Source organism: Shewanella sp. SP2S2-4 (assembly GCF_031932025.1).
Classification (GTDB): Bacteria; Pseudomonadota; Gammaproteobacteria; order Enterobacterales; family Shewanellaceae; genus Shewanella; species Shewanella baltica.
Map to the genome: position 1 here is coordinate 220,556 of NZ_JAUOER010000003.1, position 25,994 is coordinate 246,549.

Below are 25,994 nucleotides of genomic sequence, written 5' to 3' on the forward strand. Positions count from 1 at the left end.
TTTGATGAATGTGACTCTGTTAATCCCGGCTCGTTACGGTTCAAGCCGCTTCCCGGGCAAACCCTTAGCCCCGATTAACGGCAAGCCAATGATCCAACACGTGTATGAACGCGCGTCGTTAGCCAAAGGCCTCACCAATATTTATGTCGCTACCGATGATGATCGCATTAAAGCGGCAGTTGAAGGTTTTGGCGGCAAAGTGGTCATGACCAGCCCAGAAGCGGCATCGGGTACAGATCGTATCAATGATGCGATAAACCAACTGGGACTGAAAGATGACGACTTAGTGATCAACCTACAGGGCGATCAACCCCTTATTGACCCAACATCCATCGAGCAAGTCATCAGCCTCTTCGAGCGTCACCCAGGTGAGTTTGAAATGGCCACCTTAGGCTTTGAAATCGTGAATAAAGCCGAGCTTGACGATCCTATGCATGTGAAGATGGTGTTCGATAACAACAACTATGCCTTGTATTTCTCTCGTTCGCGTATTCCTTTTGGCCGCGACACCCAAGATTACCCCGTTTATAAGCACTTAGGTGTGTATGCTTATACCCGCAAATTCGTCCAAGCCTTCGCCGCCCTGCCATTAGGTCGTCTAGAAGATCTGGAAAAACTCGAGCAATTACGTGCATTAGAGTACGGCCATAAAATCAAAATCGCCATTAGCGCCTTTGATTCTATTGAAGTTGATACGCCAGAAGACATTCGTAAATGTGAGCAACGTTTAGCGGTTGATTAATCGCTCGTGAGTCTTGCGTGCGAGTCTATTCGAAACAGGAGCTGAGTATGTCGACCTTAGAAGTCTGGATCATTATTATTTTGATCGTCGGTGTCATCGCCAGCAATCTTGCCGCGTTGAAGTACAGTGCTAAGTTCAAACTGCCGCAGTTCGGCCAACATGGTAAAGATAAGCGGATAAAGCCTACTGCCGAGCCTTCGGCAGCTGAGAATGACGCTGATGATGCTTCAAACAAGCCAAGTTCTGCGGACTCAGAAGCCAATAAAACAGATGAGCCACCTAAGGGCTAAACTCAACGGTGGCTTTAAGAGTAATCTGAAGATGACTCGTGAACTCGCCTCTTATAGACTGCGCTAAAAAGCTGAGCAATGATGTTCGCAAACATAGAAAAGGCGCCATAAGCGCCTTTTTTGTCTCTTATACCAATCGTATTAATCACAAGCTCGTCCACGCATCAACCTTCAGCTTTTTTCGCTGATGTGCGACTTAATGGCTGCTCCTCAAGGTGCGCCACTAAAAAGACTAAGAAGCGAAACAGGGATTTAATCCTCAGATCGTGGCTTTTATTGGGCTCGGCCGCGACTAATTTCTGCAGTGATTTGATTTTAGAATAAGCATTCTCGACTAAAGCGTCGTTCTCTTTACCGACATACTTAGCAAACTCGGCAAATTCGCCAATAAACTTCAGGGTCACTTTACGGCGATTTAACGCAGTGAGTGCGGCGCCCTCTTTCAGTTTTGCCTCAAAAATACTGCATTCTAAACCGCTGGCGATCGCGCTTTGCGATAAACCGCTGCTTAACGCATCGGCCAAAAAACCCAAATTGGCTTTTAACTCAAAGGCAATCGCCTGCTTACTGGCGCTTGATTGCTGCCAGCGACTGCGTTCCTTATCGAAAATATCGTACAGCTCTTTCCAAATGCTCATGCGCTTTGCCTACCTTGCACTGAATCGCTCCCTGTCGTTTAATGGCACTCGACTTCATTTTTCAATACTAGTAATACTCGCGTTTTTTAATACTAGCGACTGAAAGTTATCATAAATTTAAGATTTTCGGCATAGCGCTATGATAAATAATGAGTTAAATAATGGGTTAATGCACATTCACACTAAAACTAAAATCGGCATAAAAAAATGGCCCGAACGAGTCGGGCCATAGTGCAACCATATTCAAATCGAGAGCAATGTATGAGCTGCCTGAACGAGAAACGAACTCAGTGCAAACTCATGACTAACTCGCAGCTAATCCAATGAAATATAAAGTTAAAGCACTTGCGATTTTTTCGCGTTATTTTTCTCGGCGGCGAGTCGACGCTGCGCTTCTTTTTTCTCGCGGCGCGCTTCAATCACTTGATTCACATCGCTACCGATATGCGCTTCGTTACGGGCTTTTGCCAGATTCACTTGGCGCTCACGCTCAACAAAACGTTTACGCTGCTCGTCAGAAATTTTATCGATACAATGTGGACAACTGACACCTTGCACATAGGCAGGGCTCTGTTTTTCAACTTCAGTGATTGGCATGCGGCAAGCATTACATTGATCGTATTGGCCTTTCTTCAAGTCATGGTTAACCGCGACGCGGTTATCGAACACGAAGCACTCGCCTTCCCACAGACTTTCTTCTGCTTTGACTTCTTCAAGGTATTTAAGAATGCCACCTTCGAGATGATACACCTCGTCAAAGCCTTGCTCTTTCAAATACGCGGTTGATTTCTCACAGCGAATACCACCAGTACAGAACATGGCAACCTTTTTATGTTTAGCAGGATCAAGATTCTGCTTCACATATTCAGGGAATTCTCTGAAGGTTTCAGTCACAGGGTTAACGGCATTTTTAAAAGTGCCGATTTGCACTTCATAGTCATTACGGGTGTCGACTAAAATCACGTCAGGATCAGAAATCAGCGCATTCCAATCTTGAGGCTTAACATAGGTGCCGACCACTTTAAGTGGATCAATGCCTTCAACGCCCATAGTGACGATTTCGTTTTTCAGTTTGACTTTAGTGCGGTAGAACGGCATTTCATCGTCGAATGACAATTTGTGAACAATATTGTCTAGGCCGTTTTGGCTATTAAGCCAAACCAATAATGCTTCAATCGCTTCTTGGGTGCCGGCAACTGTGCCATTAATCCCTTCGCTTGCGAGGAGCAGAGTGCCTTTGATCTCGGCCTGTTCCATCATGGCGAGCAGTGGCGCTCGGATAGATTCAAAATGCGGTAAAGACACGAATTTATATAACGCACACACGACAACTTTAGTCATAACACCCTCTTTGCTGGCTGGAACTTAATTTCCAGTGCATAAACAAATCAATCATCTGTAGACTGGCTACAGATCCCAAAATAGCGCGGAATTTTACCTGAGTCACAGCAAGATAAACACAGATAAAATGCAGGGTCTTTAATTCTTTACTCACAGAGGTAAGAAAAATCATTTACTGCTGGCAAATTAAGCAGAAATTTCAATATGAAAGCGTTACCATCTGCGCCTTTTGCACACTGCCTGATTGGCACGCGGCATTCGTACTGGCACACTCGCGTCGTCAATAAGCATATACATGTAGAGGACACAAGCCGACATCTGCGTACATCGCACCAGCTTACGTCGCATTAGCGCCGCACAGTAGAGGAAATCTTAATGGCTCTAGCCGTCTTATACACTTTTCGTCGTTGCCCCTATGCCATACGAGCACGTTTGGGACTCTTACTCGCCCAATGCAATGTTGAAGTCCGCGAAATCACCCTTAAAGCTAAACCAGCGCAAATGCTTGCCGCTTCACCCAAAGGGACAGTGCCGGTATTAGTGCTAGCCAATGGCGAAGTGATTGCCGAAAGTCTTGAGATCATGCGCTGGGCACTCACGCAAGCGGATCCCTTAGATCTGCTATGTCAACAAAGCCCTGTAATTGAAGATAAAATGGCGCAACTTATCACGCAAAATGATCAACAATTTAAGCCATGGCTCGACCGCTATAAATATGCCGACCGATACCCTGAGCAAACGCAAGCCGACTATTACCAGCAAGCGAGCCATTTCCTCACGCAACTTGAAGCATGCTTAGGGCAACACTCCTTTTTAGTCGCCGATACACCTCGTCTTGCGGACTACGCCATCGTGCCTTTTATACGCCAATTTGCCGCAGTGGATCTTAAACGTGCACTGAGCGATGATTTTCCGCGACTCGCCGCTTGGCTAGAAAACCTCATTTCGAGTGAAATATTTATTCGTGCGATGGAAAAATATGTGATCTGGGACGCTAGCCATTCTCCAACTTGCTTGTTAGGAGACATGTAAGCCAATAAGATTTAAAGATTATTTTTATTTTATGTTATAGCCATCGGTAAAATATTCGAGTAAGGTATTTGACAGTTAGTGAGGTCGCTAATTTAGCTACAGATCACTAGGCAAGCTTCTCAAGATAAATGTAACCGCGCTTAATGTCTTTCAAAGGCGTGAATGAAAGAACACAAGGATAAGGCAGTTGGAACATATGGATATCAATATCATTATTATGCTTGGGGGCCTGATGCTACTGCATTTTCTTTTCGCCCTTCGAGCCTTCAAGAGTAAAGTGGATCTCAGCACCAACAAAAAATGGTTATGGTGCCTACTCAGTTTGATCCTCGGCCCAATGGGATATTACGGTTATCACGGTTTTATTCCCCTCGATAGAATTCTCAAAGACTAAGCCGTCAAACACCATCACATTGGGCGATAACACTTGCTACGGCATCATTGACCCGCCTAATTAAAAGACTCATTTCAATACGAGTCAAAGCACACAAACAAGCATTTAAACAAATACTTACAAGCACTTAAACAAGTACTGAAACACGCAAAAAAATAGCGCAAGCTTAGGCTGCGCTATTTTAATGACCCCTCTTTTACACAACCTTAAAATTCAAATCATTCGCTATAAATGGCTATGCAACAACACAGCATCATCGGGGACTTTTTGGATCACAGGCGCTTGCCCTTCAGCCAAGGCTTGTTTATAGCTTTGATTCATTTTAAGGGCGAGATACAAATCTGGCCGGATCAGAATGCCGCCTTCCCCTGTCTGCATACCCGCTTGCTCGAACCAACTCAGCATCTGTCGTTTACGCCCCGCAAGCACTAAGCGTACTCCACGCTTTTTAAGCAATTGATGTAAATCTGCCAACATGGCCATCACACTTAAATCTAAATGGGTAAAACAAGGCACGGCATCAATAATGATGCAATCGACCGGCTCAGATTCCCGAATAAACTTTTCCAGTAAACGGCGCTTAAAATACGTTGCATTAAAGTAAGTTAACGGCGAATTAAAGCGATACATAAACACGCCAGGAACAGATTTAGCTTTACCCGAATCATCGACGCTGCGGATAACGCCCTTATGATCTAAGCCAAGCACTTGATCCGTGGGGCGCATTACCGTCGCAAGGAACTGGAATAACCCCAGTAACACGGCCAAAGTGATCCCAGGAATCACCCCAATAAACAGCACGGAGAACAAGGTAATACACGCAAGCAAGAAAGCTGATTTATCGCGCACACGCAGATTCCACAGCGACTTAAGATCGATAAGCGAAATAGAGGCAATCACCAATACCACCCCTAATGCTGCGCTAGGGATGTACTTCAACGGCGCAGTAAAAAACAGCGCGACAACGCCAATCAATACCGCCGCTATGATGGACACTAACTGACTCTTACCGCCATTGGCGTCGTTCACCGCAGTGCGGGAATCGGCGCCGCTCACGGCAAACCCTTGGGAGATGGCAGATGCGATATTGGCTAAACCTAATGCCCTGAATTCTTTATCTGCATCTATATCGTAACCATTTTTTGCCGCAAAACTTCGGGCCGTCAGCATCATGCTAACAAAGCTCACCATGGCTAAGTTGAGCGCTGGCACCACCAACTCACGGGCAATCCCCAAATCAAAAGCAGGTGCTTGAAATGAAGGTAAACCAGAGGTCACCTCTCCGACAACGCTAATGTCAAAGCTCGTCAGGTTAAATACCCAAACAAGGAGCGCCGCCATCGCCATCGCGCACATAGATGCGGGCCATTGGGGACGAAACCGTTTCACTAAGGCATAGGTCGCCAGCGTCACAATCCCCATAGTCAAGGTCGGCCAATGGGTTTTTGATAAATAAGAAGGGGCGCCGCTGAGGCGTTCGATTAAATAGCGCTCGTCGAAGGTAAAACCAAAAATCTTCGAAAATTGTCCGACGATAATGGTGATCGCGACCCCGTTCAGCAATCCCATCAAAATCGGCTTTGACAGAAAGTCAGCGAGCACACCCAGCTTAAAACGGCTCGCAATCAAGCACCAAAAGCCTGTCATGGCTGTCATTGTCATGACTAACTGCCAGTGCTTCATGCTATCGCCCGCAGCGAGGGGTGTAACAACGGCGGCGATAACGGCGCAGGTCGCCGCATCTGGACCCACGATTAATTGCTTTGAGGTGCCAAATAGCGCGTATACCAGCATAGGCAAAACGCAGGAGTACAAACCCACAGCAGCATTGACGCCTGTGAGCTGGGCATAGGCAATGGCGACGGGTAGTGCCACAGCGGCAACGGACAAGCCTGCGCGCACATCATCCCTAAGCCATTGCTTTTCATATTGTAATAATTGCGCCAATCCCGGCATAAACGAAATCAAACTAGGGAACTTCACTCGGCAACCTCCATACACACCATCAAGATAAGCACTAATCAGTATAACCGAGACTGAAAATATTCAGCGAAAAGGTCATTACCTAAAAGCCAGCAATAGTATGTTGGTTATGGCATAAAGCCAATCATTACGCGAGTATTTTCCTCAGAATATTTATGGAGTTAGGCGCTGAATAAACACTAAGTTAGCGCAATATCATTGGCAGTGACACTAAAAGTAAACTGCCCATAAACCAATTAAAATGACGCTTACGTCTATCCGTATTGAGTTTCTTACTGATCGCCGCACCGACAAACACCCAAGTAAATGACGCCGGAAATCCCACTACGTTAAAGGTTAATACCCCAAGAAAGGCGCTGAGCCAAAAGCCATCGCCGCCTAATGTGAATGCGCTGCACAGGGTAATTGTTGACATCCAAGACTTAGGGTTAATCCATTGAAACAAGGCGGCCTCAATCAGGGTCATAGGTTTTCGGCCGTCATCTAGATGCGTGCTCTGCACTGGCGACGTCACTAATTTGTATGCCAGATACAGCAAATACGCCAAAGCGAAATATTTCAATACTTGGTGCAATACCGGTAATGCTTCAAACAAGGTTCCAAGCCCAAATAACACCGCAAGGTGTAAAGAAGTCGAACCCAAGCGGATCCCTGCAATGTGCGGCACAGTGCGCATCACACCAAAATGCGCACCGGAACTGGCCAATAGCACATTGTTTGGTCCGGGCGTCATTGACATAGTGGCGCAAAACAGCGCAGTCGAGGCCATCAAAGTCCATAATTGTGGATCGTAGAGTAGTGCGGTATTCATATTCACCTTAAATTGTATGCATACATTTATTGACATAAACAGATGCAATAAATAATATACGGAGAATATTAGAGATCAATGGATTTATTGTCATGGGTACAATCTGGACGCCAGACCTAACAGCTTTTTCAGGCCCTAAATATCAGCGCTTAGTCAGTGCGATAGAACAAGGCATTTTGCAGAAAGTGTTAACCCAAGGCAGTAAACTGCCCCCGCAGCGCCGTTTAGCCGATGCCTTAGGCATCACTATTGGCACTGTAACCCGCGCCTATGCATTGGCGGAACAAAGGGGTTACGTTGAAGCACGCGTCGGTGATGGCACCTATGTCAACGCCTCCCCAGTACCAGAGATCGGTAACGTACAATTGAATATGGCGACCTGCCAGCAGCCACTCACAGATCAAATCAGCACCCTCAGTGATTGCCTCAGCCAATTAGCAAAAGACCCGACAAAGCTCAGCCAGTTACTGGGTTATCGCGCCAGTCCATTAGATCAACATCAACAAGTGTTTCACCAATGGCTTAACCAACGCGGCATACAACAAACGCCTGAGCAACTGATCTTTACCCATGGCGGCCAGCAAGCGATTTTTGCTTGTTTAAGTGCATTTTTATCGACGGGCGATGTGCTGCTGCACGAGCAATACAGTTATCCAGGCGTGAGAATTTGCGCTAAGCAACTCGGCGTGACTAGCATTGGAGTGCCCCTCACCCATGAAGGTGTGGATCTCGCCCGCTTTGAGGCGTTAGTGCAAATCCATCATCCCAAGTTAGTCTATCTAACCCTGAATAATCAAAACCCTACCTGTATTCAATACAGTGATTCACAGCGACAAAAACTCCTCGAATTGGCCGAGCAGTATCAGTTTTATATCATTGAAGATGATGTGAATTATTGTTTACCCGAAGAGTGGCATTCACCCCTGTGGCAATTAGCAAAACAGCTTGCTATCCCACGGGTGATTTATATTTCTAGCCTGTCCAAATTGTTTTCTGGCGGCCTAAGGCAAGGTTTTATTCTGGTGCCTGAACCACTTATCGCCCAAGTGCGACTCGCGATTCATAGCCAATGCTGGATGGTATCACCGCTGAACATTGAAATAGCCTGTCAGTTGATTAAGAAAGGCCAAATCACTGCCGATCGCGATACCATAGTTCGCCAACGCCAACGTCTCTGTATCGCCATGGGCGAACGACTGGGATTAACCCAAACTTGGCGAGGACTGAACGGTTGGCTACATCTGCCAGAAGATATCAAGGCCCATCACCTCGTCACTGCGCTAGCTGCCAAAGGCATTTTGATCCGTAATGGAGATGACTTTAATTGCCATGACAATTTTATTCGCTTGAGCCTTGGCGGCGCCGAAAACGACAGTCAATTTCAACATGCGATTGAGTGTATCGAGGCGACTATTCACTCCCTGGTACAAAATGCCTATTCAGTGGTGTAATAGCGCTTAAAAACCTCCGAACTCAGCCAATTTTTATGCGCCATATCAGATGAAGTTAATTCACACTAAATGGCTAATTTATAAAATTAAAGAGCATAAAAAAGCGCCAGTAGCATGTATGCTACTGGCGCTGATGTGACTGACAAGCATGATGAAGGAGCAATTAGTTATAAACCACTAGCGCACCATTATTTAATCTTTAGTTGGTAAACACTCGTCGTGCCGCTGACTTCATTGCCTATGATTAACAAAGGATTACCGTTAGGACTTTTATCGGCACTGACAAACTTCATCCCTTCTGGCCCTAAATCACCCGCCATTGTTGCATCCCCTTTGACTTCACCCGTATCAGTATTGATAACAAAGTCGGCATCAAAATCACGATTCACAACATAGTCGATAAAATACACATCGAAGGGATTGGTCACGTCATAAATCATAAAGCCTGAAGTGCGTTCCAAGCCAATAAAGGCATATAGTCGTTGACCAATTTGCCCCAGGGCTAAGGCTTCTGGCTCTGGTCCTTTGTCATCGCTGCGGCTATCACCTTTATTTTCTTCGTTATTATTGTTGAAGTTACTGCCTAAAAGTGCCGCGGTAATACGTTCAAAATCACACGCACTGTCAAAGACTTGCTGACCGTCTGCGCTCCAAATCGAGAATGAGCGAGCACCGAAGCTGACTATCTTGTCATAATCGCCGTCCTTATCGTCGTCACCCATGCTAGTGGTCACTTTAAGGCGGGCTAACTGCGTTTTATCTTTTGCAGCGGCAAATTGTGGGTGATTAGGGTCGAGCACTAAATCCCCTGCGCGGGCTTCTTCAGAAAAGCCCGCATAATCACGGGAATCACCTTCGTTGGCCGTAACGATAAAGTCTGTATTGTTCCAACGGTAGGTCGCGACAGTATCGGGTTGATACATGCCGTAGACGCCTGTGTAGCTTTGCAGGTTGACAAGATTGTCTTTGTCACTCGCATCAATTTTATTCACTTCAAGTCCGTAATCCTTAAGGCCTAGTGGTAAAATCTTGGCGACTTTGGCATTGGCGATATCAATTACGGCAATGGCATTGTTCTCTTGCAAACTGACAAACGCACGGCTGTTATCTTGGCTAATGGCGATATATTCAGGTTCTAAATCCTGCGCCACACTCGCCATTGGGCCATTGATTTTAATGTTTGGCGTGATCTCACTGGCTCGTGCACCGTCCTGATTAAATTCACTAAAACCGATAATAGTCGCAGTGGCTGCGGGCTTACCGTCAGTAATTGCAATCAGCGCCACGCTGCCTTCAGGATCTAAGGTATAGGCTGGATTTGGCTCGCCTTCATTGGCCACTAATAAGGTTTTACCATCGAGGGTAAATGCCACGTTATCGGGTAAAGCGCCGACTTCTACCGCGCTGATAAACTGCGGTGCATCTGTGCCGTTAAGCTGATAAAAAGCCACAAAACCATTGGCTTGGGTTTTATTGCCGGCAGCATCGCCACGTTCAATCGCAGCCGCTAACAAGTTGCCTGAAATGCTCACACTGTTAACGCTACCCATAAAGGTTTGGCCAACGTCTTTAGCCACATCAAGTTCGCCAAATTTTTCGAGATTATTCAATGCTAACGGATCAGCGGCATTGGATGCCGTTGCTAATAAACTGCCATCAATAATGTCCACTTTGCCGCTAATGGCATTGACCACAAAAATACGGTTAGATGCACTGTGATATTCAACGATTTCAGCGGCACTTAAGCCATAAACGCCAGTCTGATGACGACCAATTAACTCAGCTTTTAAGCCTGCAGTTTGTGGCTGGCAAACATGTTGGGTTTGCGCTGCTGCAATTTCGCTGTCATCTAATTGTCCATTATTGTTAGCATCTAATCCGGTATCGATTCGCTGACCACCGGCGGGACAATTTGCATCACCGATATTCAATGCCGTCACTTTAACCAGTGAATTTAAGCCGTTGTCGCCTTTATCACCTGCTGCGCCATCATCACCGCTGCAGGCTCCGAGTAATAAGCTCGCCATAATGGCAGCGGCTAGCGGAAGTCGTTGTGTTTTCATCGTGTCATTCCTGAATATTTTATTTTTAGTAGGGTGAGGCTAAAGCCCACTAAATTAGTCAGCATAAAAGACGTTGGGATGACAAAGCCGTGACACTCAAATGACAACTCACACTTTCGAATGAGTCAGTTTGAACCATATGGATTTGAAGGACTAAGATGTAAAGAACTGAGTTACAAAGGGCTGCAATTTGATAAGAAAGACTTGATAAGAAAGATTTAAATGAAGAATCTTGTGAAGATAACGGCTCAATCCACTAAAGTGATGCCTCGATAATCAAACTTACCACTTAGTTACAATTTAATCGGTAAAATACAGTAAAGAAATCAGCGCAAAGATTGGTTTATTTGTCCGAGCACTTTACTATGCTATTGCTTACTGTCTGAACTGTGCAAATAGACAATACCGCAATTCACTTTTGCCTAAACCCCGCCAATGATCTTGATCATGTGCTCTCGCTCTTAGTGTAGAAACTGGTAGCGCAGGAACTGGCTTCAAAATGGCGGATTAATCGTGAATTGTCCTAGTACAATTTAAACCACACCGCATAAACCTGTGAAATACGCTTTCAATTCTTTCGCCACCCGAGGTAACAGTGGACCCACAATCACAACCTTCTGCCCATAACGGCAGACGTATACCGAATTTAGCGCTGCTTATTCCCATGCTTGCGGCGATTGTCGCGATCACGCCATTGGCCATCGACATGTACTTACCTGCGATGTCGACATTGGCACTCAGTTTTCATACCGATGTCACGACAGTGCAGCAGTCCCTGAGTATCTACTTAGCGGGTTACGCGCTGGGCATGTTATGTTTCGGCCCCCTAGCCGACCGCATTGGTCGTCGCCCTATGGTGATATTGGGACTGAGTGGATTTATGCTCACCAGCTTACTGATAGGGTTTGCGGGTCAAGTCGAAGTCTTTCTTGGACTACGTTTTTTGCAGGCTTTTATCGGCGCGGCTGCGACTGTGGTGGTACCGGGATACATCAAAGAAGTCTATGGTGATAATACCGCCAAGGGTATGTCATACGTGAGTTTAATCATGATGTTAGCGCCATTACTCGCACCTAGCATTGGCAGCGTGATCCTCGAACTCGGTGATTGGCATTTAATCTTCTTCATTCAATCCGCCTATGCCGCAACCCTGTTATTACTGGTGCTGTTTGCGCTAAAAATGCCCAGCGATAAAGATATAGATACCCGCAGCCAGAAATCGTTTCTTGGCGCCTATGCGACCGTATTTTCCCGCCCTGGCGTTAAGCTAAACATTGCCAGTGGCGTGTTAACGTCTTTTTCATTTTTCTGTTATCTCACTGCATCGCCCTTCGTTTACATGGAAGTCTTTGCCTTAGATAAATCCTATTTTGCCATCTTGTTTAGCACTAACGTCGGCGCCTTGATGTTGGCTAATATCATTAATACGCGCATCGTGGGCCGTTATGGTTCGCTCCGTATGTTGCATGTGTCGACCTTTTTCGGGGCGATTGCTGGTGTCGGTTTATTAATCGTAAACCTGCTGGATATGAGCTATCACTTTACCGTGATCATGCTTATTCCTTTAATGGGTAGCCTAGGGGTGATGTCAGTCAATGCCGATGCGATAGTACTGATGAAGTTTAAACAAGAAACAGGAACCGCAACCGCAGTTATTGGCACCTTAAGATTTGGCTGTGGCGCACTGGCGGGGCCATTATTGGCGGTGTTTTACGATGGCACTGCTGTGCCCTTCTCTGCACTCATGTTAGGTTCTATTGTGTTAGTCGGTATTTGCCAATTCAATCGTCCAAAGCATCAAATATCGCCGACGGTTTAAGGATCTATTTCTAAGCGCCATGGATACCAATGCCACATCGGCAACACCTGTTTGATCGCGTGAAAACAGCGCATTGGCTTTTACAGATGTAGCAAATAGGTAATATTTAATCGCGACAGTTAAGTATCTGCTTATCTAACGTCCCACACCAAAATGGCACTTTTAGTGCCGTTTTTGCTTTTTAAGCATCTAACAATCTGAAAAATATAAAATAAGCCCATAAACCAGCCTAGGTTACTTGGCGATTCCAGCAAGTTATCGAGCTATTCAAACGTGAAATTGTTTCAAGTTGGTTATTTTTTACATAAAAGGCTTGAAATGTTGTTTTTTTTGAATATGATGAAATTCTGTTCATTGCAACAGTTGCTGCATCCTAAGGGATGAGTCACTTGTCTTCGACGAAGTCAGTTCAGCATTTCGGAGTCTGAATTACCCTTCAGGCTTAATTTTTAGAGCGATTACCGTCGCTGTAACAAGATACTGTTTACCGTAACGGTACTAAGCAATAGGAGTTCCACATGGAGATGTTATCCGGCGCCAGCATGATAGTGCGTTCTTTGATCGATGAAGGCGTAAAGCACATTTTTGGCTATCCTGGCGGTTCAGTTTTAGATATCTACGACGCCCTGCACGTTATCCCCGGTATTGAACACATACTCGTTCGCCACGAGCAAGCGGCCGTACACATGGCCGATGGCTACGCCCGTGCCACGGGTAAAGTGGGCGTGGTATTAGTCACCTCAGGCCCAGGCGCGACCAACGCGATTACCGGTATTGCCACTGCTTACATGGATTCTATTCCCCTTGTGGTGTTATCGGGTCAAGTCCCGAGCAATCTTATCGGCAACGATGCCTTCCAAGAATGCGACATGATAGGTATCTCTCGCCCTGTAGTGAAACACAGCTTTTTAGTCAAAGATCCGACTGAAATTCCTGAAATTATTAAAAAGGCTTTTTACATTGCCTCTACTGGCCGTCCCGGTCCTGTGGTTGTCGATCTGCCAAAAGATTGTTTAAACCCCGCCCTGCTGCACGAATATTGTTATCCAGAAAGCGTCAAAATGCGCTCGTACAATCCAACGACATCAGGCCATAAAGGTCAGATCCGCCGTGGTCTTCAAGCCCTGTTAGCCGCGAAAAAACCGGTACTTTATGTCGGTGGCGGCGCGATTATCTCAGGTTGTGATAAGCAAATCCTGCAATTGGCTGAGAGATTAAATATTCCCGTCGTCAGCACGCTGATGGGGCTTGGCGCTTTTCCAAGCACCCACAAAAACAGTTTAGGCATGCTTGGGATGCACGGTCGCTACGAAGCCAACATGACAATGCATAACTGCGATTTGATCTTCGGTATTGGTGTACGCTTCGACGATAGAACCACCAATAATGTGGAAAAATACTGTCCGAACGCGACCATTTTGCATATCGACATCGATCCCTCTTCTATTTCAAAAACCATCCACGTGGATATTCCTATCGTGGGGTCAGCCGACAGTATTTTAGACAGCATGTTGGCACTGTTAGATGAATCGAACGAACACAACGACAACGATGCCATTGCCACTTGGTGGAATGACATTGAACAATGGCGCAGTCGCGATTGTCTGGCCTATGACAAAAACAGTGGCCGCATCAAACCACAGCAAGTGATTGAAACCTTGTATAAGCTGACCAATGGCGATGCCTATGTCGCATCAGATGTTGGCCAGCACCAAATGTTTGCCGCCTTGTACTATCCGTTCGATAAGCCGCGCCGCTGGATCAACTCAGGTGGCCTAGGGACTATGGGATTCGGCCTGCCCGCAGCGATGGGCGTAAAAATGGCCATGTCTGATGCCACCGTTGTGTGTGTCACGGGGGATGGTTCCATCCAGATGAACATTCAAGAGCTTTCGACCGCGCTGCAATATGATACGCCGGTTAAAATTATCAACTTAAACAATCGTTTCCTTGGCATGGTAAAACAATGGCAGGACATGATTTACTCTGGCCGTCACTCACATTCCTATATGGATTCAGTGCCAAATTTTGCCAAAATTGCCGAGGCCTATGGTCATGTTGGCATGACGATCAGCGATCCCGCCGAACTTGAGTCAAAAATGGCTGAAGCGCTGGCGATGAAAGACAGACTGGTCTTTATCGACATCATGGTGGATGAAACTGAGCACGTGTACCCCATGTTGATCCGCGGTGGTGCGATGAATGAAATGTGGCTGACCAAGACGGAGAAATGCTAATGCGTCGAATTATATCTGTATTATTAGAAAACCAATCCGGCGCCCTGTCTCGTGTGGTCGGTTTGTTTTCACAACGCGGTTATAACATTGAAAGTTTAACAGTGGCGCCAACGGACGATATCACCCTGTCGCGGCTTAACATCACAGTCGTTGCCGATGAAATGGTGTTAGAGCAGATAGAGAAGCAGCTACATAAGTTAATCGATGTGTTAAAAGTATCGAATATTACCGAGTCTGCTTATATTGAACGCGAACTCGCCCTTGTTAAGGTCCGCGCCCAAGGCGAATTTAGGGAAGAAGTGAAACGCATGGCGGATATTTTCCGCGGTCAGATTGTCGATGTCACCGCCAATTTATACACCATCCAAATGGTGGGCACGTCAGACAAACTCGATGCCTTTATTCATGCGCTGGGGGAAGTCACCAAACTGGTCGAAGTCTCTCGCTCCGGCGTGGTGGGTTTGGCCCGCGGCGAAAAGGCCATGAAGGCCTAGCTTTCCCTCGGAAATCTCGCGGACATTTTCGCATAAGCACAAAAACATCAAGGGGAGCATAATGCTCCCCTTATTTTTAGGCGGTTATCACAGCGTCAATTATGACTGGCTGTCTAACAAGCGCGATGAGGTGATTTCAATTTTGCGTGGTTTCAATGCTTCAGGAATTTCACGCACTAAATCAACATTGAGTAAGCCATTTTCTAAACTTGCACCGAGCACAGTGACATAGTCTGCCAGCTGGAAAGTACGCTCAAAACCGCGTTCAGCTATGCCTTGATATAGGTATTTACGCTCGGTTTGGCTTTCGGCTTTATTGCCTTTCACCAGTAATTTTTCACCTTCACTGCTGATCTCAAGTTCATCCATTGAGAATCCCGCTACGGCCATCGTTATGCGATAACGATTTTCGCCGAGTAATTCGATGTTATATGGAGGATAACCTGAGTTGCCATTATTGGCAGCGGCATGTTCTGCCAATTGCGCTAAACGGTCAAAACCAATGGCACTGCGGTAAAGTGGTGTTAAATCATAAGTACGCATATTCATATCCTTGTCTTAAGCAATATGGAGAATTGGCGGACTGTTTCCAGGATGAAAACGGTTGTAGAGTCTGCCGAATTAAATCTTCTGTCCTTACGGCACAGAATTCACACTAAGACCCTCATCGAGCGATCCTGAAATAGATATAAGGACGGGAGAGAAAATTTCAAGCAAGAAAATTAAAAAAATGTGCAGAATTTTAAAAGAACAATAAAAACAAACGCTAATACCGCTTTAAAACGGTGAAGCGAGACGTGATTGGTATCGCGGCATTAGATTCATTGCGCACGACAAGCAGTATTCGCTAAATTGCAGCCAATAAAAAAGGAGCCTAGGGCTCCTTTTTCAGTCTTAGCATCGAATTAACGAGTGCGTGGACACAGTTCTTCAGCGCTGAAGAAGTAAGCAATTTCACGAGCAGCAGATTCAACAGCATCAGAGCCGTGAGCCGCGTTTTCGTCAATGCTTTCAGCGAAATCAGCACGGATAGTACCAGGAGCCGCTTGAGCTGGGTTAGTTGCACCTAAAATTTCACGGTGAGCTAAAACAGCGTTTTCGCCTTCTAATACTTGGACCATGATAGGACCAGAAGTCATGAATGCAACCAGAGCACCGAAGAAGCCGCGCTCGCTATGCTCAGCATAGAAACCTTCAGCTTGTTCTTTAGTCAGGTGTAACATTTTTGATGCAACGATCTTAAGACCAGCAGTTTCAAAACGATTGTAGATAGCACCGATGTGGTTTTTTGCAACAGCATCAGGTTTGATAATAGAGAATGTGCGTTCGATCGCCATAACTAGCTTCCTTTGTCAGCAAGTTTAAAAAAATTCGCGCGGATTATACGAAATTTAAAAGCTAAATCCTATCTTTATAGCAAATTAGTCTGAGATATTGCGCACATTCGCTTTATTCGTAATCAGCTTGATCACACAAAAGACCCCGCTAGGAGGATAAATCCTCAGCAGGGTTAATTAACTCATTAAAAAATGGGATTATTTTCTATTTTTTGCCCAAATACCTGCCCAAGCAATCAAAGCGACTAAAATGACTGCGGGAGCAAGATCTAACAAGTGATGGAATAAACCGACACCTCCATGCCCTGGATGAGCCCAAGCCATTGAAGGGACAAGCATACATAACAATACAAGCAAAAGTTTCATGTGAACATCCTTGCAGTTGCGATAACAAAGTTAAGCCATTTAAATGCCTTAACCAATATACAACAAGGTACGATATCCGCTAAAAATGAACTTGACTGTGATCAAACTCTCGCCAAATATTCTCTGCGCCACTGCAAATACGTGAGGTAAATCACCTTAGTTAAACGTCAAAAGGACAAGATGCCTCACATAAAAAGCCGTATCACCGCTGTGCTCACTACTTTTCATCAATCCAACACTGCTGAATCGCTTCCAGTATTTTTTCATTACAGTGCTTGGGATCATCGGCAAAATCATCCAAGGCTAACACCCACTCATACAATTGGGTGAAATGCAGCTGAGTAGGATTCACCTCTGGGTGTGCTTCGAGTAATTCCAACGCAATATCTAACGAATCTATCCAGGTTAATGTCATCGTTTTCCCCTATTCGGTTCGCTTTAATGGGTAAGTTCTTGCTAAACGGCGTTACCCATAAGGAGGTGAATCAAGTGTTGATATTCCGCAGTCAATACTCGACAGCAAGGGCACTAACCCTGTGCTTGCGTCACCTTTTTCACTTTAATCGCATTTTTTTCAACAAAATCAATAATAGCACCCGCCACATCTTTCGTGGTGGCGCCTTCAATTCCTTCAAGCCCTGGTGAAGAGTTCACTTCCATGATCACAGGACCGTGGTTTGAGCGTAGCAAGTCAACGCCAGCGACATTGAGCCCCATGGTCTTAGCCGCACGAATGGCGACTGAGCGTTCCTCTGGGGTTAATTTGACTAAACTTGCCGTGCCACCACGGTGCAAGTTAGAGCGGAACTCACCGGGCATAGCTTGACGCTTCATTGCGGCAATCACTTTATCGCCGAGCACAAAGCAGCGAATGTCTGCGCCATTGGCTTCTTTAATATATTCCTGCACCATGATGTTGGCTTTAAGGCCCATAAAGGCTTCAATCACGCTCTCAGCCGCTTTACGGGTCTCGGCTAATACCACGCCGATACCTTGGGTGCCTTCGAGTAATTTAATCACCAGAGGCGCGCCACCCACCATATCAATCAAGTCGGGGATATCACTCGGTTTATTGGCAAAACCCGTAATGGGCAAGCCAATGCCGCGGCGTGACATCAACTGCATAGAACGCAATTTGTCACGTGAGCGCGAGATCCCAACAGAATCATTTAAAGCATATACGCCCATCATCTCAAACTGACGCAAAACTGCAGAGCCATAAAAGGTAATCGACGCCCCAATGCGGGGGATCACAGCATCAAATGCGGGTAACTCTCGCCCACCAATGTGGATACTCGATTGCCGCATGTTGATATTCATATAACATTCAAGGGGATTGATTACGTGTACTTCGTGACCACGTAATTGAGCCGCTTCAACGAGTCGCTTCGTTGAATATAACTCAGGCCCTTGCGATAAGATCGCTATTCTCATTCTGGTCTCCGGCAACCATTAATTTTGAGCGCATAATACGCCTGCGCAGGGATAAATCAAACAACTAGAGGCATAGACAAGATTAGTTGCACAAATGCTCAACGCCAAAAGCAAAAAACCAGTCACGTGGACTGGTTTTAACAATTATCGCGGCAGCATTAATTGCCTTCGCTGACCATGTTAACCGTGTATTTAGGGATCTCAATCACCATGTCAGTGTCGACCACTTTCGCCTGACAAGATAGACGGCTTTCGGGCTCAAGTCCCCAAGCTTTGTCTAACATGTCATCTTCCAGCTCATCACTTGGCTCAAGATCATTAAAGCCTTCACGCACGATACAGTGACACGTCGTGCAAGCACAGGACTTTTCACATGCATGCTCGATATTGATGCCATTACGCAGCGCAACATCAAGAATGGTCTCACCAACATTCGCCTCAAGCACTGCGCCATCTGGGCACAACTCGGCATGGGGAAGAAAGACTAATTGGGGCATTACATCACCTATATGTTGTCGATCGACTGGCCTTTGAATGCCACTCGAATAGAATTGTCCATACGTCTGGCAGCAAAATCTTGGGTTTGCTCATCCAGTTTTTCAATCGCGAGCTTAATCGCATCGGCATCATCGCCCGCGGCAACTTGCGCCACATTGGCCATAGTGGCATCGATTTGTCCACGCTCATCGGCATTCAGCAAGTCGCCATCTTTCGCTAACGCGGCATGTAAAGACTCGAGTACCCTCGCCGCCTCCACTTGCTGCTCGGCCAGCATACGACGACCGATATCGTCTTTGGCATACTTCATCGAATCTTTCAGCATAGTGGCAATTTCAGTATCCGATAAACCAAAAGATGGCTTAACTTGAATGCTAGATTGCACGCCGGTGGATTTCTCCATCGCAGTCACGCTGAGTAAACCATCGGCATCCACTTGGAATGTCACCCGAATGTGCGCAGCGCCAGCGGCTAACGGCGGAATACCTTTTAAAGTAAAACGCGCCAGTGAGCGACAATCGTCAACCAGCTCACGCTCGCCCTGCACCACATGGAATGCCATGGCCGTTTGACCGTCTTTAAAGGTGGTAAATTCCTGTGCTCGCGCGACCGGAATCGTGGTATTACGCGATACCACTTTTTCTACTAAGCCGCCCATGGTCTCTATGCCTAATGACAAAGGGATCACATCAAGCAACAACAAATCCGATTCAGGTTTGTTACCCACTAAAATGTCGGCTTGAATGGCTGCACCAATGGCAACAACACGATCGGGATCGATAGATGTCAGCGGTGGTTTGCCGAAGAAAGCTTCGACCTGTTCACGTACTAATGGCACGCGCGTTGAACCGCCAACCATCACAGTTTCAAGCACTTCATCCGTTGTCACGCCCGCATCACGCAGGGTACGGCGACAGCTGGCAATGGTCTTCTTAACCAACGCCGCAATCATGGCATCAAATTCAGCTTTAGTAACGATTTGCGTCAGTTCAGTCCCATCGGCAAGGATCACTTTCGCTTCAGTTTCTACAGCATCCGTTAAGGCTTCTTTAACTCGACGCGATTCAATCAGCAACTGACGGCTTAATTGTGAGTCGATGTCACTAAGCTGCCACACTTGCTGCATATGTGCTTGCAATAAATGGTCGAAATCATCGCCGCCAAGCGCTGAATCCCCCCCCGTAGCAAGCACCTCGAATACACCGCGATTCAAGCGCAAAATAGAAATATCGAAGGTGCCGCCACCTAAGTCATAGATGGCAATCACACCCTCTTGCTTAGAGTCTAAGCCATAGGCAATCGCAGCAGCCGTCGGTTCATTCAACAAACGTAGCACTTTAACACCCAGCAAAGCTGCGGCATCTTTCGTGCCTTGGCGCTGGGCATCGTCAAAATAAGCCGGTACGGTTATCACCACACCTTGCAGCTCGCCGCCTAAGGTTTTTTCAGCACGGGCAATCAGCGGACGTAAAATCTCCGCAGACACTTGCACGGGATTCACTTGACCTTGGGGCGTCACAACTAAAGGTAAACCGTTTTCGCTTTCAGCAAACTCGTAGGGGAATGATTGCTCACCGGCTTTGATATCAGCCAGACTGCGGCCCATAAAACGCTTAACCGAAACGATCGTGTTTTGCGGATCCTGCGCCGAACTCAACGCCGCAAGGGCGCCGACTTCGACTGAATCTTGGGTATAACGCACGATAGAAGGTAATGAATGCTGTCCAAGTTCGTCCGGCAGGGTTGCCGTCTCGCCACTTCGAACAGCCGCCACCAAAGAATTGGTCGTACCTAAATCGATGCCAACGGCAAGTCTATGTTGGTGCGGCGCGGCACTTTGACCGGGCTCAGCTATCTGCAAAAGGGCCATATATATCCAACTTAGTAATGCCAACTCAAGCGTGCTTGAGTCAGCAAAGTAACATAAACACGGAAAATCAATCTAACAGAGCGTCTTCGACTCTGGTCAACTCGTCGTGTAATTTTGCCATAAATTTGAGTTTGCGAACTTGATCCGCCGCTAACAATGCATCTTCAGCCTGCTCACTGGTTAACAGTTGAGTCAATTGCTGAGTGAGTTGCGCGCGGTACTCTGCAAAAGATTGATATAGCTCGTCAATACTCGCTTGAGGATCGGCACTATCGCGTATATCTTCCAACGCCTCGCGCCATTCCATTTGCTGCATCAAGAAGCCAGTATCTTTCACTGTCGTAGTTTCATGGCTTAATTCAATGCCACGCAGCGACAACATATGCTCAGCGCGGCGAATGGGATCTTTTAAGGTTTGAAAACCATCATTGACTTGCGCCGTGCGCTGCACCGACAACAATTTCTGCTGCTCAGTATCATTGGCAAATTTATCGGGATGAACCGCCCGTTGCAGTTCGCGATAGCGTTCTGCAAGTAAGGCGGTATCAATATCGAAGGCAGGGGAAAATTTAAACAGCTCGAAATAATTCATGCGTCAACTTTAGCGGTTAAACAGTGAAACTCTCACCGCAACCACACTCACCTTTTGCGTTAGGATTATTAAATTGGAAGCCTTCATTCAGCCCTTCTTTAACAAAATCCAGCTCGATCCCTTGAAGATAGATGAGGCTCTTGGCATCGATGATAATTTTCACATCATCGATATCAAACACTTCATCATCATCATTTAAAGAATCAACGAACTCAAGTACATAAGCCATACCAGAACAGCCTGATGTTCTTAAGCCGAGACGCAGGCCTACACCTTTGCCTCGGTTGACTAAGAAAGATCTGACACGATCGGCTGCCGCTGGGGTCATTGTAATCGCCATCTTAACTCCAGATGTTACTTAGCTTGTTTCGATTTGTACTCGTCGATAGCAGCTTTAATGGCATCTTCAGCCAAAATTGAACAGTGGATTTTCACCGGTGGCAATGCCAATTCTTCAGCGATATCTGTGTTCTTAATCGCCGCAGCTTGTTCGATAGTTTTGCCTTTAACCCACTCAGTTACCAGTGAGCTAGATGCAATCGCGCTACCACAACCGTAGGTTTTAAACTTAGCGTCTTCAATGATGCCATCAGCACCAATTTTCAACTGAAGTTTCATCACGTCACCGCAAGCAGGCGCGCCTACCATACCGGTCACGACCGAAGGATCGTTTTTATCAAAAGAACCAACGTTACGTGGGTTCTCATAATGATCTATCACTTTTTCACTGTAAGCCATGGTACTGCTCCAAAATTATCTATTGTAAAGGTCAGAATTAATGATGTGCCCATTGAACTTGGTTCAGGTCGATCCCATCTTTAAACATTTCCCACAAAGGAGACATTTCTCTTAATTTATCAATAGATTGAGTAATTACTTCGATAGCGTGATCGATTTCTTCTTCGGTGGTGAAACGGCCGATAGAGAAACGAATCGAGCTATGTGCCATTTCATCATTTAAGCCAAGCGCACGTAATACGTAGCTAGGCTCTAGGCTGGCTGAAGTACAAGCCGAACCCGATGAAACCGCTAAATCTTTCAGTGCCATCATTAACGACTCGCCTTCAACATAGTTGAAGCTGACGTTGAGGCTACCGCTAACACGATCAATCGCATCACCATTGATATAGGTTTCTTCAATGTGCTTGATGCCATTCCATAATTTGTCACGTAATGCACCGATACGGGCGTCATCAGAGGCCATTTCCGCTTTTGCGATTGCAGCAGCTTCACCTAAACCTACGATTTGATGCGTCGGTAACGTACCGCTGCGCATACCACGCTCATGACCACCACCGTGCATTTGCGCTTCTAAGCGAATGCGTGGCTTACGACGAACATATAGCGCGCCGATGCCTTTAGGGCCATACATTTTGTGACCAGAAATCGAGATCAAATCCACTTTAGTGGCTTGCACATCGATAGGCACTTTGCCTGCACTTTGCGCTGCATCCATGTGGAAAATAATGCCCTTTGAACGGCAAAGCTCACCGATTGCATCGATATCGTGGATCACACCGATTTCGTTATTCACGTGCATGATGCTGACAAGGATAGTGTCGTCACGCATTGCCGCTTCTAAACGTTCCATCGGAATGATGCCGTTAGCCGCAGGCTCTAAATAAGTCACTTCGAAACCTTCGCGCTCTAATTGGCGACAAGTATCGAGAACCGCTTTATGTTCAGTCTTACTGGTGATGATGTGCTTGCCTTTCTTGTGATAGAAATGAGCAACACCTTTAATCGCTAAGTTGTTCGATTCCGTCGCGCCAGAGGTAAACACAATTTCGCGGTGATCGGCGTTAATTAACTCGGCAATTTGATTGCGAGCAATATCCACCGCTTCTTCAGCTTGCCAGCCGTAGCGATGTGAACGTGAGGCTGGATTACCAAAGATGCCGTCCATTGTCATGCATTGGAACATCTTTTCCGCAACTCTTGGATCAACAGGCGTGGTGGCGGCGTAATCTAAATAGATAGGAAGCTTCATAACACACTCCGTACTGAGCAGTCTCTGGTAGAGGCTACATACAACGTACAAAAATTATTTTTATATATAACAAAGGCCGTTATAAACTGACTCTTTGTTCCTTTTGCATAGTGTCTTGCTTAAGCGAGATAAATTGCACATCTCGTTTCTGCATCAAGCCAGCAAGACTGATACCATCTAAAAAATCTGAAATTTGTTTGCTTAAATCGCCCCAAAGTGAATGGGTTAAGCAGCGAGTTCCACTCTGACAATTGCCAAGTCCTTGGCAACGAGTCGCATCGACAGACTCGTCTACAGCATGGACAACCATGCCGACTGAAATATCATTGGCTTCTAGGCCTAAGCGATAACCACCGCCCGGTCCACGTACACTGGCAACTAAGCCGTGTTTTCTTAGCTTAGCGAAGAGTTGTTCCAGATAGGAAAGCGAAATCCCTTGTCTTTCAGAGATATCCGCTAAGGGAACTGGTCCCGATGCTGAGTGGATTGCCACATCTAGCATAGCGGTTACTGCATAACGACCTTTTGATGTAAGTTTCATAACTACCATAGCTCCCGAACAGGTATGCATTATTTCAACATACCCGAGTAATTCAGTCAAGTATTAAAACCTACTAAAACACTCAAGTATATGAGTGTGCAAAAAACCAATACCCTTTCATCTTGGTGGGGTATTTAACCTTTTTCTAGCTTAAGATTCAATGCTAGAGCGCCAATTAATCGACTTCTAGCACGATATAAACCCACAATAAAAGTCATCGCTGCACTGTGACGCGATCAAACTCAGGTTTGACCGCAATATGCGCCTTTACAACAGGATAAGCTAAAGTAAAATGCTAAAGGAGACCCTTGCGAGAGTCAGCCCTTAAGCAAGTTAGACCACTTAGTTAAGTGGTTTCGTTGAACCATTTCTTGAAACTTAGATACTCGGATCAAACTCATCTAATGCACTATGGCGTTTTTCCGCTGCCGCTTTTTCTGCATCATTAAACTCGCCCATATCAAGCTCTGGCAGTTTTTCGGTGCAGACATTACCCCCCAACCCTTGAATGGCTTGACACAATTCTTGAACTTTCGAGTCCATCAGATGCATATGATCCAGCATCTGCCCTATCGCATTGGCAACAGGATCGGGATTATCCGGTGATACTGCGTATGCATCAAAACCGTATTTTTTAGCCATCGCGCTACGGCGTTCAGTTTTCTCTTTCGATTGCGGTGACGGTGATGCCACCACGCGCCCAGGAATACCCACTACGGTGGTATCTTTTGGCACATCTTTTACCACAACCGAGTTTGAACCCACACGCGCACCGTCGTGCATGGTAATAGGACCGAGGATTTTTGCCCCCGCGCCGACCACCACGTTATTGGCTAACGTCGGATGACGTTTCCCCGCTTGCCATGTGGTTCCGCCAAGCGTTACACCATGATAAAGGGTGCAATCATCGCCAATTTCAGCCGTTTCACCAATCACCACCCCCATGCCATGGTCGATAAAAAATCGATGACCTATGGTCGCACCTGGATGGATTTCTACACCCGTCAACCAACGGGAAAAAGTCGATAAACAACGTGCCGTTAAGCGCCAATCGCGCTTCCATAGCTTATGGCTTATCCGATGCAACCAAATGGCATGCATGCCCGGATAGTTAACCAAGATCTCAAACGCGCTGCGCGCCGCAGGATCACGGTGATATATAGATTCAATGTCTTCTTTTAGCCTAGCTATCACGCCCATTGTTTATCCCTTTACGGTCATTCTGTACGGTAATTATTGATGATTAGGATTTGGCTATTTGTCTTTAGAGCCCGTCACTTTCTCAATAGAGGTCAAAATACCCCTGAGAATATTCATCTCCTGACTCTCAATCCGTGCGCGGCTAAACAAGCGGCGCAGTTTCATCATCACTTGTCCGGGATGATTCTTAATGATAAAGCCGGTTGATAGCAGCGTCGTCTCAAGGTGTGCAAAGAAACGTTCCTGATCGGCGGCCAAGGGATACTCAGTCAGCTCTTCTTCGGCCACTTCTTTTTGTGCGAGGTGGGCAACACGGGTTTCATAACAAATGATTTGTACGGCTTGCGCAAGATTGAGCGAGCTGTATTCAGGATTTGCAGGAATCGCCACATGATAAGTGCACTGTTGCAACTCTTCATTGCTCAACCCGTGGTTCTCACGGCCAAACACGATTGCAACGGGACCTTTAAGTGCCTCGGTCGCTAATCTCACCCCAGCTTCTCTTGGCTCTAACATCGGCCAATCTAAGGTGCGACTGCGCGCGCTGGTTGCAATCACGAGACTGCAATCGGCAATCGCTTCAGCGAGTGAATCCACTTTCACAAGATGTTTCAGAATATCCGATGCACCCGCGGCTAATGCAATGGAATGCCCATCGGGTTCAACACGCGGTTCTGCAAGGTACAGATTTGACAGACCCATAGTCTTCATCGCTCTGGCAGTGGAACCAATATTGCCGGGGTGCGAAGTCCCCACTAAAACCACTCGAATATTACTTAGCATGAAACAACTTAATTTAATTCATAAAACGTTGGGGACGAATATTATCACAGCCATTGCCGAATGCTTATATGAAAATCGGTATTTGATA

At 46.3% G+C, this 25,994-nt stretch carries 27 protein-coding genes; 8 read left to right on the forward strand and 19 right to left on the reverse strand.

Features of this window, described 5'->3' with window-relative positions; genetic code table 11:
* Positions 1-4 precede the first annotated feature (4 nt).
* Positions 5-742: an 8-amino-3,8-dideoxy-manno-octulosonate cytidylyltransferase KdsB gene (gene kdsB / locus Q4Q54_RS04630; protein WP_006081834.1), complete on the forward strand. Its 738-nt coding sequence runs from the start codon at positions 5-7 to the stop codon at positions 740-742.
* 47 nt (positions 743-789) lie between these two features.
* A complete protein-coding gene (locus Q4Q54_RS04635) occupies positions 790-1,032 on the forward strand; it encodes a DUF2897 family protein (protein ID WP_012587540.1) in 243 nt (80 codons plus the stop codon).
* A 164-nt stretch (positions 1,033-1,196) separates the two neighbouring features.
* Here the strand turns inward: Q4Q54_RS04635 and Q4Q54_RS04640 are convergent, their stop codons facing one another.
* Positions 1,197-1,670, reverse strand: a complete 474-nt coding sequence (locus Q4Q54_RS04640; RefSeq protein ID WP_006081836.1) for a hypothetical protein — start codon at positions 1,668-1,670, stop codon at positions 1,197-1,199.
* Positions 1,671-2,006: 336 nt separating this feature from the next.
* Positions 2,007-3,011, reverse strand: a complete 1,005-nt coding sequence (locus Q4Q54_RS04645) for a rhodanese-related sulfurtransferase (RefSeq protein ID WP_011846937.1) — start codon at positions 3,009-3,011, stop codon at positions 2,007-2,009.
* A gap of 375 nt (positions 3,012-3,386) precedes the next feature.
* Between Q4Q54_RS04645 and Q4Q54_RS04650 the strand changes: the two genes are divergently transcribed.
* Both Q4Q54_RS04650 and Q4Q54_RS04655 read left to right on the forward strand, forming a co-directional pair.
* Entirely contained in the window at positions 3,387-4,043 is a 657-nt protein-coding gene (locus Q4Q54_RS04650; protein WP_311987830.1) for a glutathione S-transferase, read from the forward strand.
* 196 nt (positions 4,044-4,239) lie between these two features.
* On the forward strand, positions 4,240-4,437 hold the full coding sequence (locus Q4Q54_RS04655; RefSeq protein ID WP_006081839.1) for a hypothetical protein: 198 nt from the start codon (positions 4,240-4,242) through the stop codon (positions 4,435-4,437).
* A 225-nt stretch (positions 4,438-4,662) separates the two neighbouring features.
* Here the strand turns inward: Q4Q54_RS04655 and Q4Q54_RS04660 are convergent, their stop codons facing one another.
* Together Q4Q54_RS04660 and Q4Q54_RS04665 are read right to left on the reverse strand one after the other, a co-directional pair.
* Complete coding sequence (locus Q4Q54_RS04660; RefSeq protein ID WP_311987831.1) at positions 4,663-6,420, reverse strand: SulP family inorganic anion transporter; 1,758 nt, start codon at positions 6,418-6,420, stop codon at positions 4,663-4,665.
* Between the two features lie 184 nt (positions 6,421-6,604).
* Entirely contained in the window at positions 6,605-7,231 is a 627-nt protein-coding gene (locus tag Q4Q54_RS04665) for a LysE family translocator (protein WP_259514118.1), read from the reverse strand.
* Positions 7,232-7,323: 92 nt separating this feature from the next.
* On the opposite strand from Q4Q54_RS04665, the gene Q4Q54_RS04670 reads away from it, so the two are divergent.
* Positions 7,324-8,682 (forward strand): PLP-dependent aminotransferase family protein, encoded by a 1,359-nt coding sequence (locus tag Q4Q54_RS04670; RefSeq protein ID WP_311987832.1) that lies wholly within the window; start codon positions 7,324-7,326, stop codon positions 8,680-8,682.
* 188 nt (positions 8,683-8,870) lie between these two features.
* On the opposite strand, the gene Q4Q54_RS04675 is transcribed toward Q4Q54_RS04670, so the two are convergent.
* A complete protein-coding gene (locus Q4Q54_RS04675) occupies positions 8,871-10,745 on the reverse strand; it encodes a choice-of-anchor I family protein (protein WP_311987833.1) in 1,875 nt (624 codons plus the stop codon).
* Between the two features lie 595 nt (positions 10,746-11,340).
* On the opposite strand from Q4Q54_RS04675, the gene Q4Q54_RS04680 reads away from it, so the two are divergent.
* From Q4Q54_RS04680 to ilvN, 3 genes are all read left to right on the forward strand, one after another.
* Positions 11,341-12,564: a multidrug effflux MFS transporter gene (locus Q4Q54_RS04680; protein ID WP_311987834.1), complete on the forward strand. Its 1,224-nt coding sequence runs from the start codon at positions 11,341-11,343 to the stop codon at positions 12,562-12,564.
* A 518-nt stretch (positions 12,565-13,082) separates the two neighbouring features.
* A complete protein-coding gene (locus tag Q4Q54_RS04685) occupies positions 13,083-14,801 on the forward strand; it encodes an acetolactate synthase 3 large subunit (protein WP_311987835.1) in 1,719 nt (572 codons plus the stop codon).
* Positions 14,801-15,295: an acetolactate synthase small subunit gene (gene ilvN, locus Q4Q54_RS04690; RefSeq protein ID WP_006081846.1), complete on the forward strand. Its 495-nt coding sequence runs from the start codon at positions 14,801-14,803 to the stop codon at positions 15,293-15,295. Before Q4Q54_RS04685 ends, ilvN begins: the two co-directional genes overlap by 1 nt.
* Before the next feature lie 99 nt (positions 15,296-15,394).
* On the opposite strand, the gene Q4Q54_RS04695 is transcribed toward ilvN, so the two are convergent.
* The 14 genes from Q4Q54_RS04695 to trmJ all read right to left on the reverse strand — a co-directional run bounded on the left by Q4Q54_RS04695 (position 15,395) and on the right by trmJ (position 25,906).
* The gene (locus Q4Q54_RS04695) at positions 15,395-15,838 is read right to left on the reverse strand and encodes an Hsp20 family protein (protein WP_006081847.1); all 444 of its coding nucleotides are present in this window, start codon (positions 15,836-15,838) and stop codon (positions 15,395-15,397) included.
* 362 nt (positions 15,839-16,200) lie between these two features.
* Positions 16,201-16,632: a nucleoside-diphosphate kinase gene (gene ndk, locus Q4Q54_RS04700; RefSeq protein WP_006081848.1), complete on the reverse strand. Its 432-nt coding sequence runs from the start codon at positions 16,630-16,632 to the stop codon at positions 16,201-16,203.
* A gap of 198 nt (positions 16,633-16,830) precedes the next feature.
* A complete protein-coding gene (locus Q4Q54_RS04705; RefSeq protein ID WP_006081849.1) occupies positions 16,831-16,998 on the reverse strand; it encodes a hypothetical protein in 168 nt (55 codons plus the stop codon).
* A gap of 217 nt (positions 16,999-17,215) precedes the next feature.
* Positions 17,216-17,413 (reverse strand): Fe-S cluster assembly protein IscX, encoded by a 198-nt coding sequence (iscX, locus tag Q4Q54_RS04710; protein ID WP_006081850.1) that lies wholly within the window; start codon positions 17,411-17,413, stop codon positions 17,216-17,218.
* 113 nt (positions 17,414-17,526) lie between these two features.
* Entirely contained in the window at positions 17,527-18,432 is a 906-nt protein-coding gene (rimK, locus tag Q4Q54_RS04715) for a 30S ribosomal protein S6--L-glutamate ligase (protein WP_006081851.1), read from the reverse strand.
* A gap of 158 nt (positions 18,433-18,590) precedes the next feature.
* Positions 18,591-18,929, reverse strand: a complete 339-nt coding sequence (gene fdx / locus Q4Q54_RS04720) for an ISC system 2Fe-2S type ferredoxin (protein WP_006081852.1) — start codon at positions 18,927-18,929, stop codon at positions 18,591-18,593.
* Positions 18,930-18,937: 8 nt separating this feature from the next.
* Positions 18,938-20,800 carry a Fe-S protein assembly chaperone HscA gene (gene hscA, locus Q4Q54_RS04725; protein ID WP_311987836.1) on the reverse strand — a complete coding sequence of 621 codons (1,863 nt, stop codon included), beginning with the start codon at positions 20,798-20,800 and terminating at the stop codon, positions 18,938-18,940.
* Positions 20,801-20,867: 67 nt separating this feature from the next.
* Positions 20,868-21,392, reverse strand: a complete 525-nt coding sequence (gene hscB / locus Q4Q54_RS04730) for a co-chaperone HscB (protein ID WP_071939411.1) — start codon at positions 21,390-21,392, stop codon at positions 20,868-20,870.
* Between the two features lie 16 nt (positions 21,393-21,408).
* Positions 21,409-21,732 carry an iron-sulfur cluster assembly protein IscA gene (gene iscA / locus Q4Q54_RS04735; RefSeq protein WP_107947761.1) on the reverse strand — a complete coding sequence of 108 codons (324 nt, stop codon included), beginning with the start codon at positions 21,730-21,732 and terminating at the stop codon, positions 21,409-21,411.
* A 14-nt stretch (positions 21,733-21,746) separates the two neighbouring features.
* A complete protein-coding gene (iscU, locus tag Q4Q54_RS04740; RefSeq protein ID WP_011072277.1) occupies positions 21,747-22,130 on the reverse strand; it encodes a Fe-S cluster assembly scaffold IscU in 384 nt (127 codons plus the stop codon).
* 37 nt (positions 22,131-22,167) lie between these two features.
* Positions 22,168-23,382: an IscS subfamily cysteine desulfurase gene (locus Q4Q54_RS04745; protein ID WP_311987837.1), complete on the reverse strand. Its 1,215-nt coding sequence runs from the start codon at positions 23,380-23,382 to the stop codon at positions 22,168-22,170.
* A 79-nt stretch (positions 23,383-23,461) separates the two neighbouring features.
* Positions 23,462-23,923 (reverse strand): Fe-S cluster assembly transcriptional regulator IscR, encoded by a 462-nt coding sequence (gene iscR, locus Q4Q54_RS04750; protein ID WP_006081858.1) that lies wholly within the window; start codon positions 23,921-23,923, stop codon positions 23,462-23,464.
* A gap of 378 nt (positions 23,924-24,301) precedes the next feature.
* Positions 24,302-25,123: a serine O-acetyltransferase gene (cysE, locus tag Q4Q54_RS04755; protein WP_107404634.1), complete on the reverse strand. Its 822-nt coding sequence runs from the start codon at positions 25,121-25,123 to the stop codon at positions 24,302-24,304.
* 54 nt (positions 25,124-25,177) lie between these two features.
* On the reverse strand, positions 25,178-25,906 hold the full coding sequence (gene trmJ, locus Q4Q54_RS04760) for a tRNA (cytosine(32)/uridine(32)-2'-O)-methyltransferase TrmJ (RefSeq protein WP_006081860.1): 729 nt from the start codon (positions 25,904-25,906) through the stop codon (positions 25,178-25,180).
* Between the last annotated feature and the right edge of the window lie 88 nt (positions 25,907-25,994).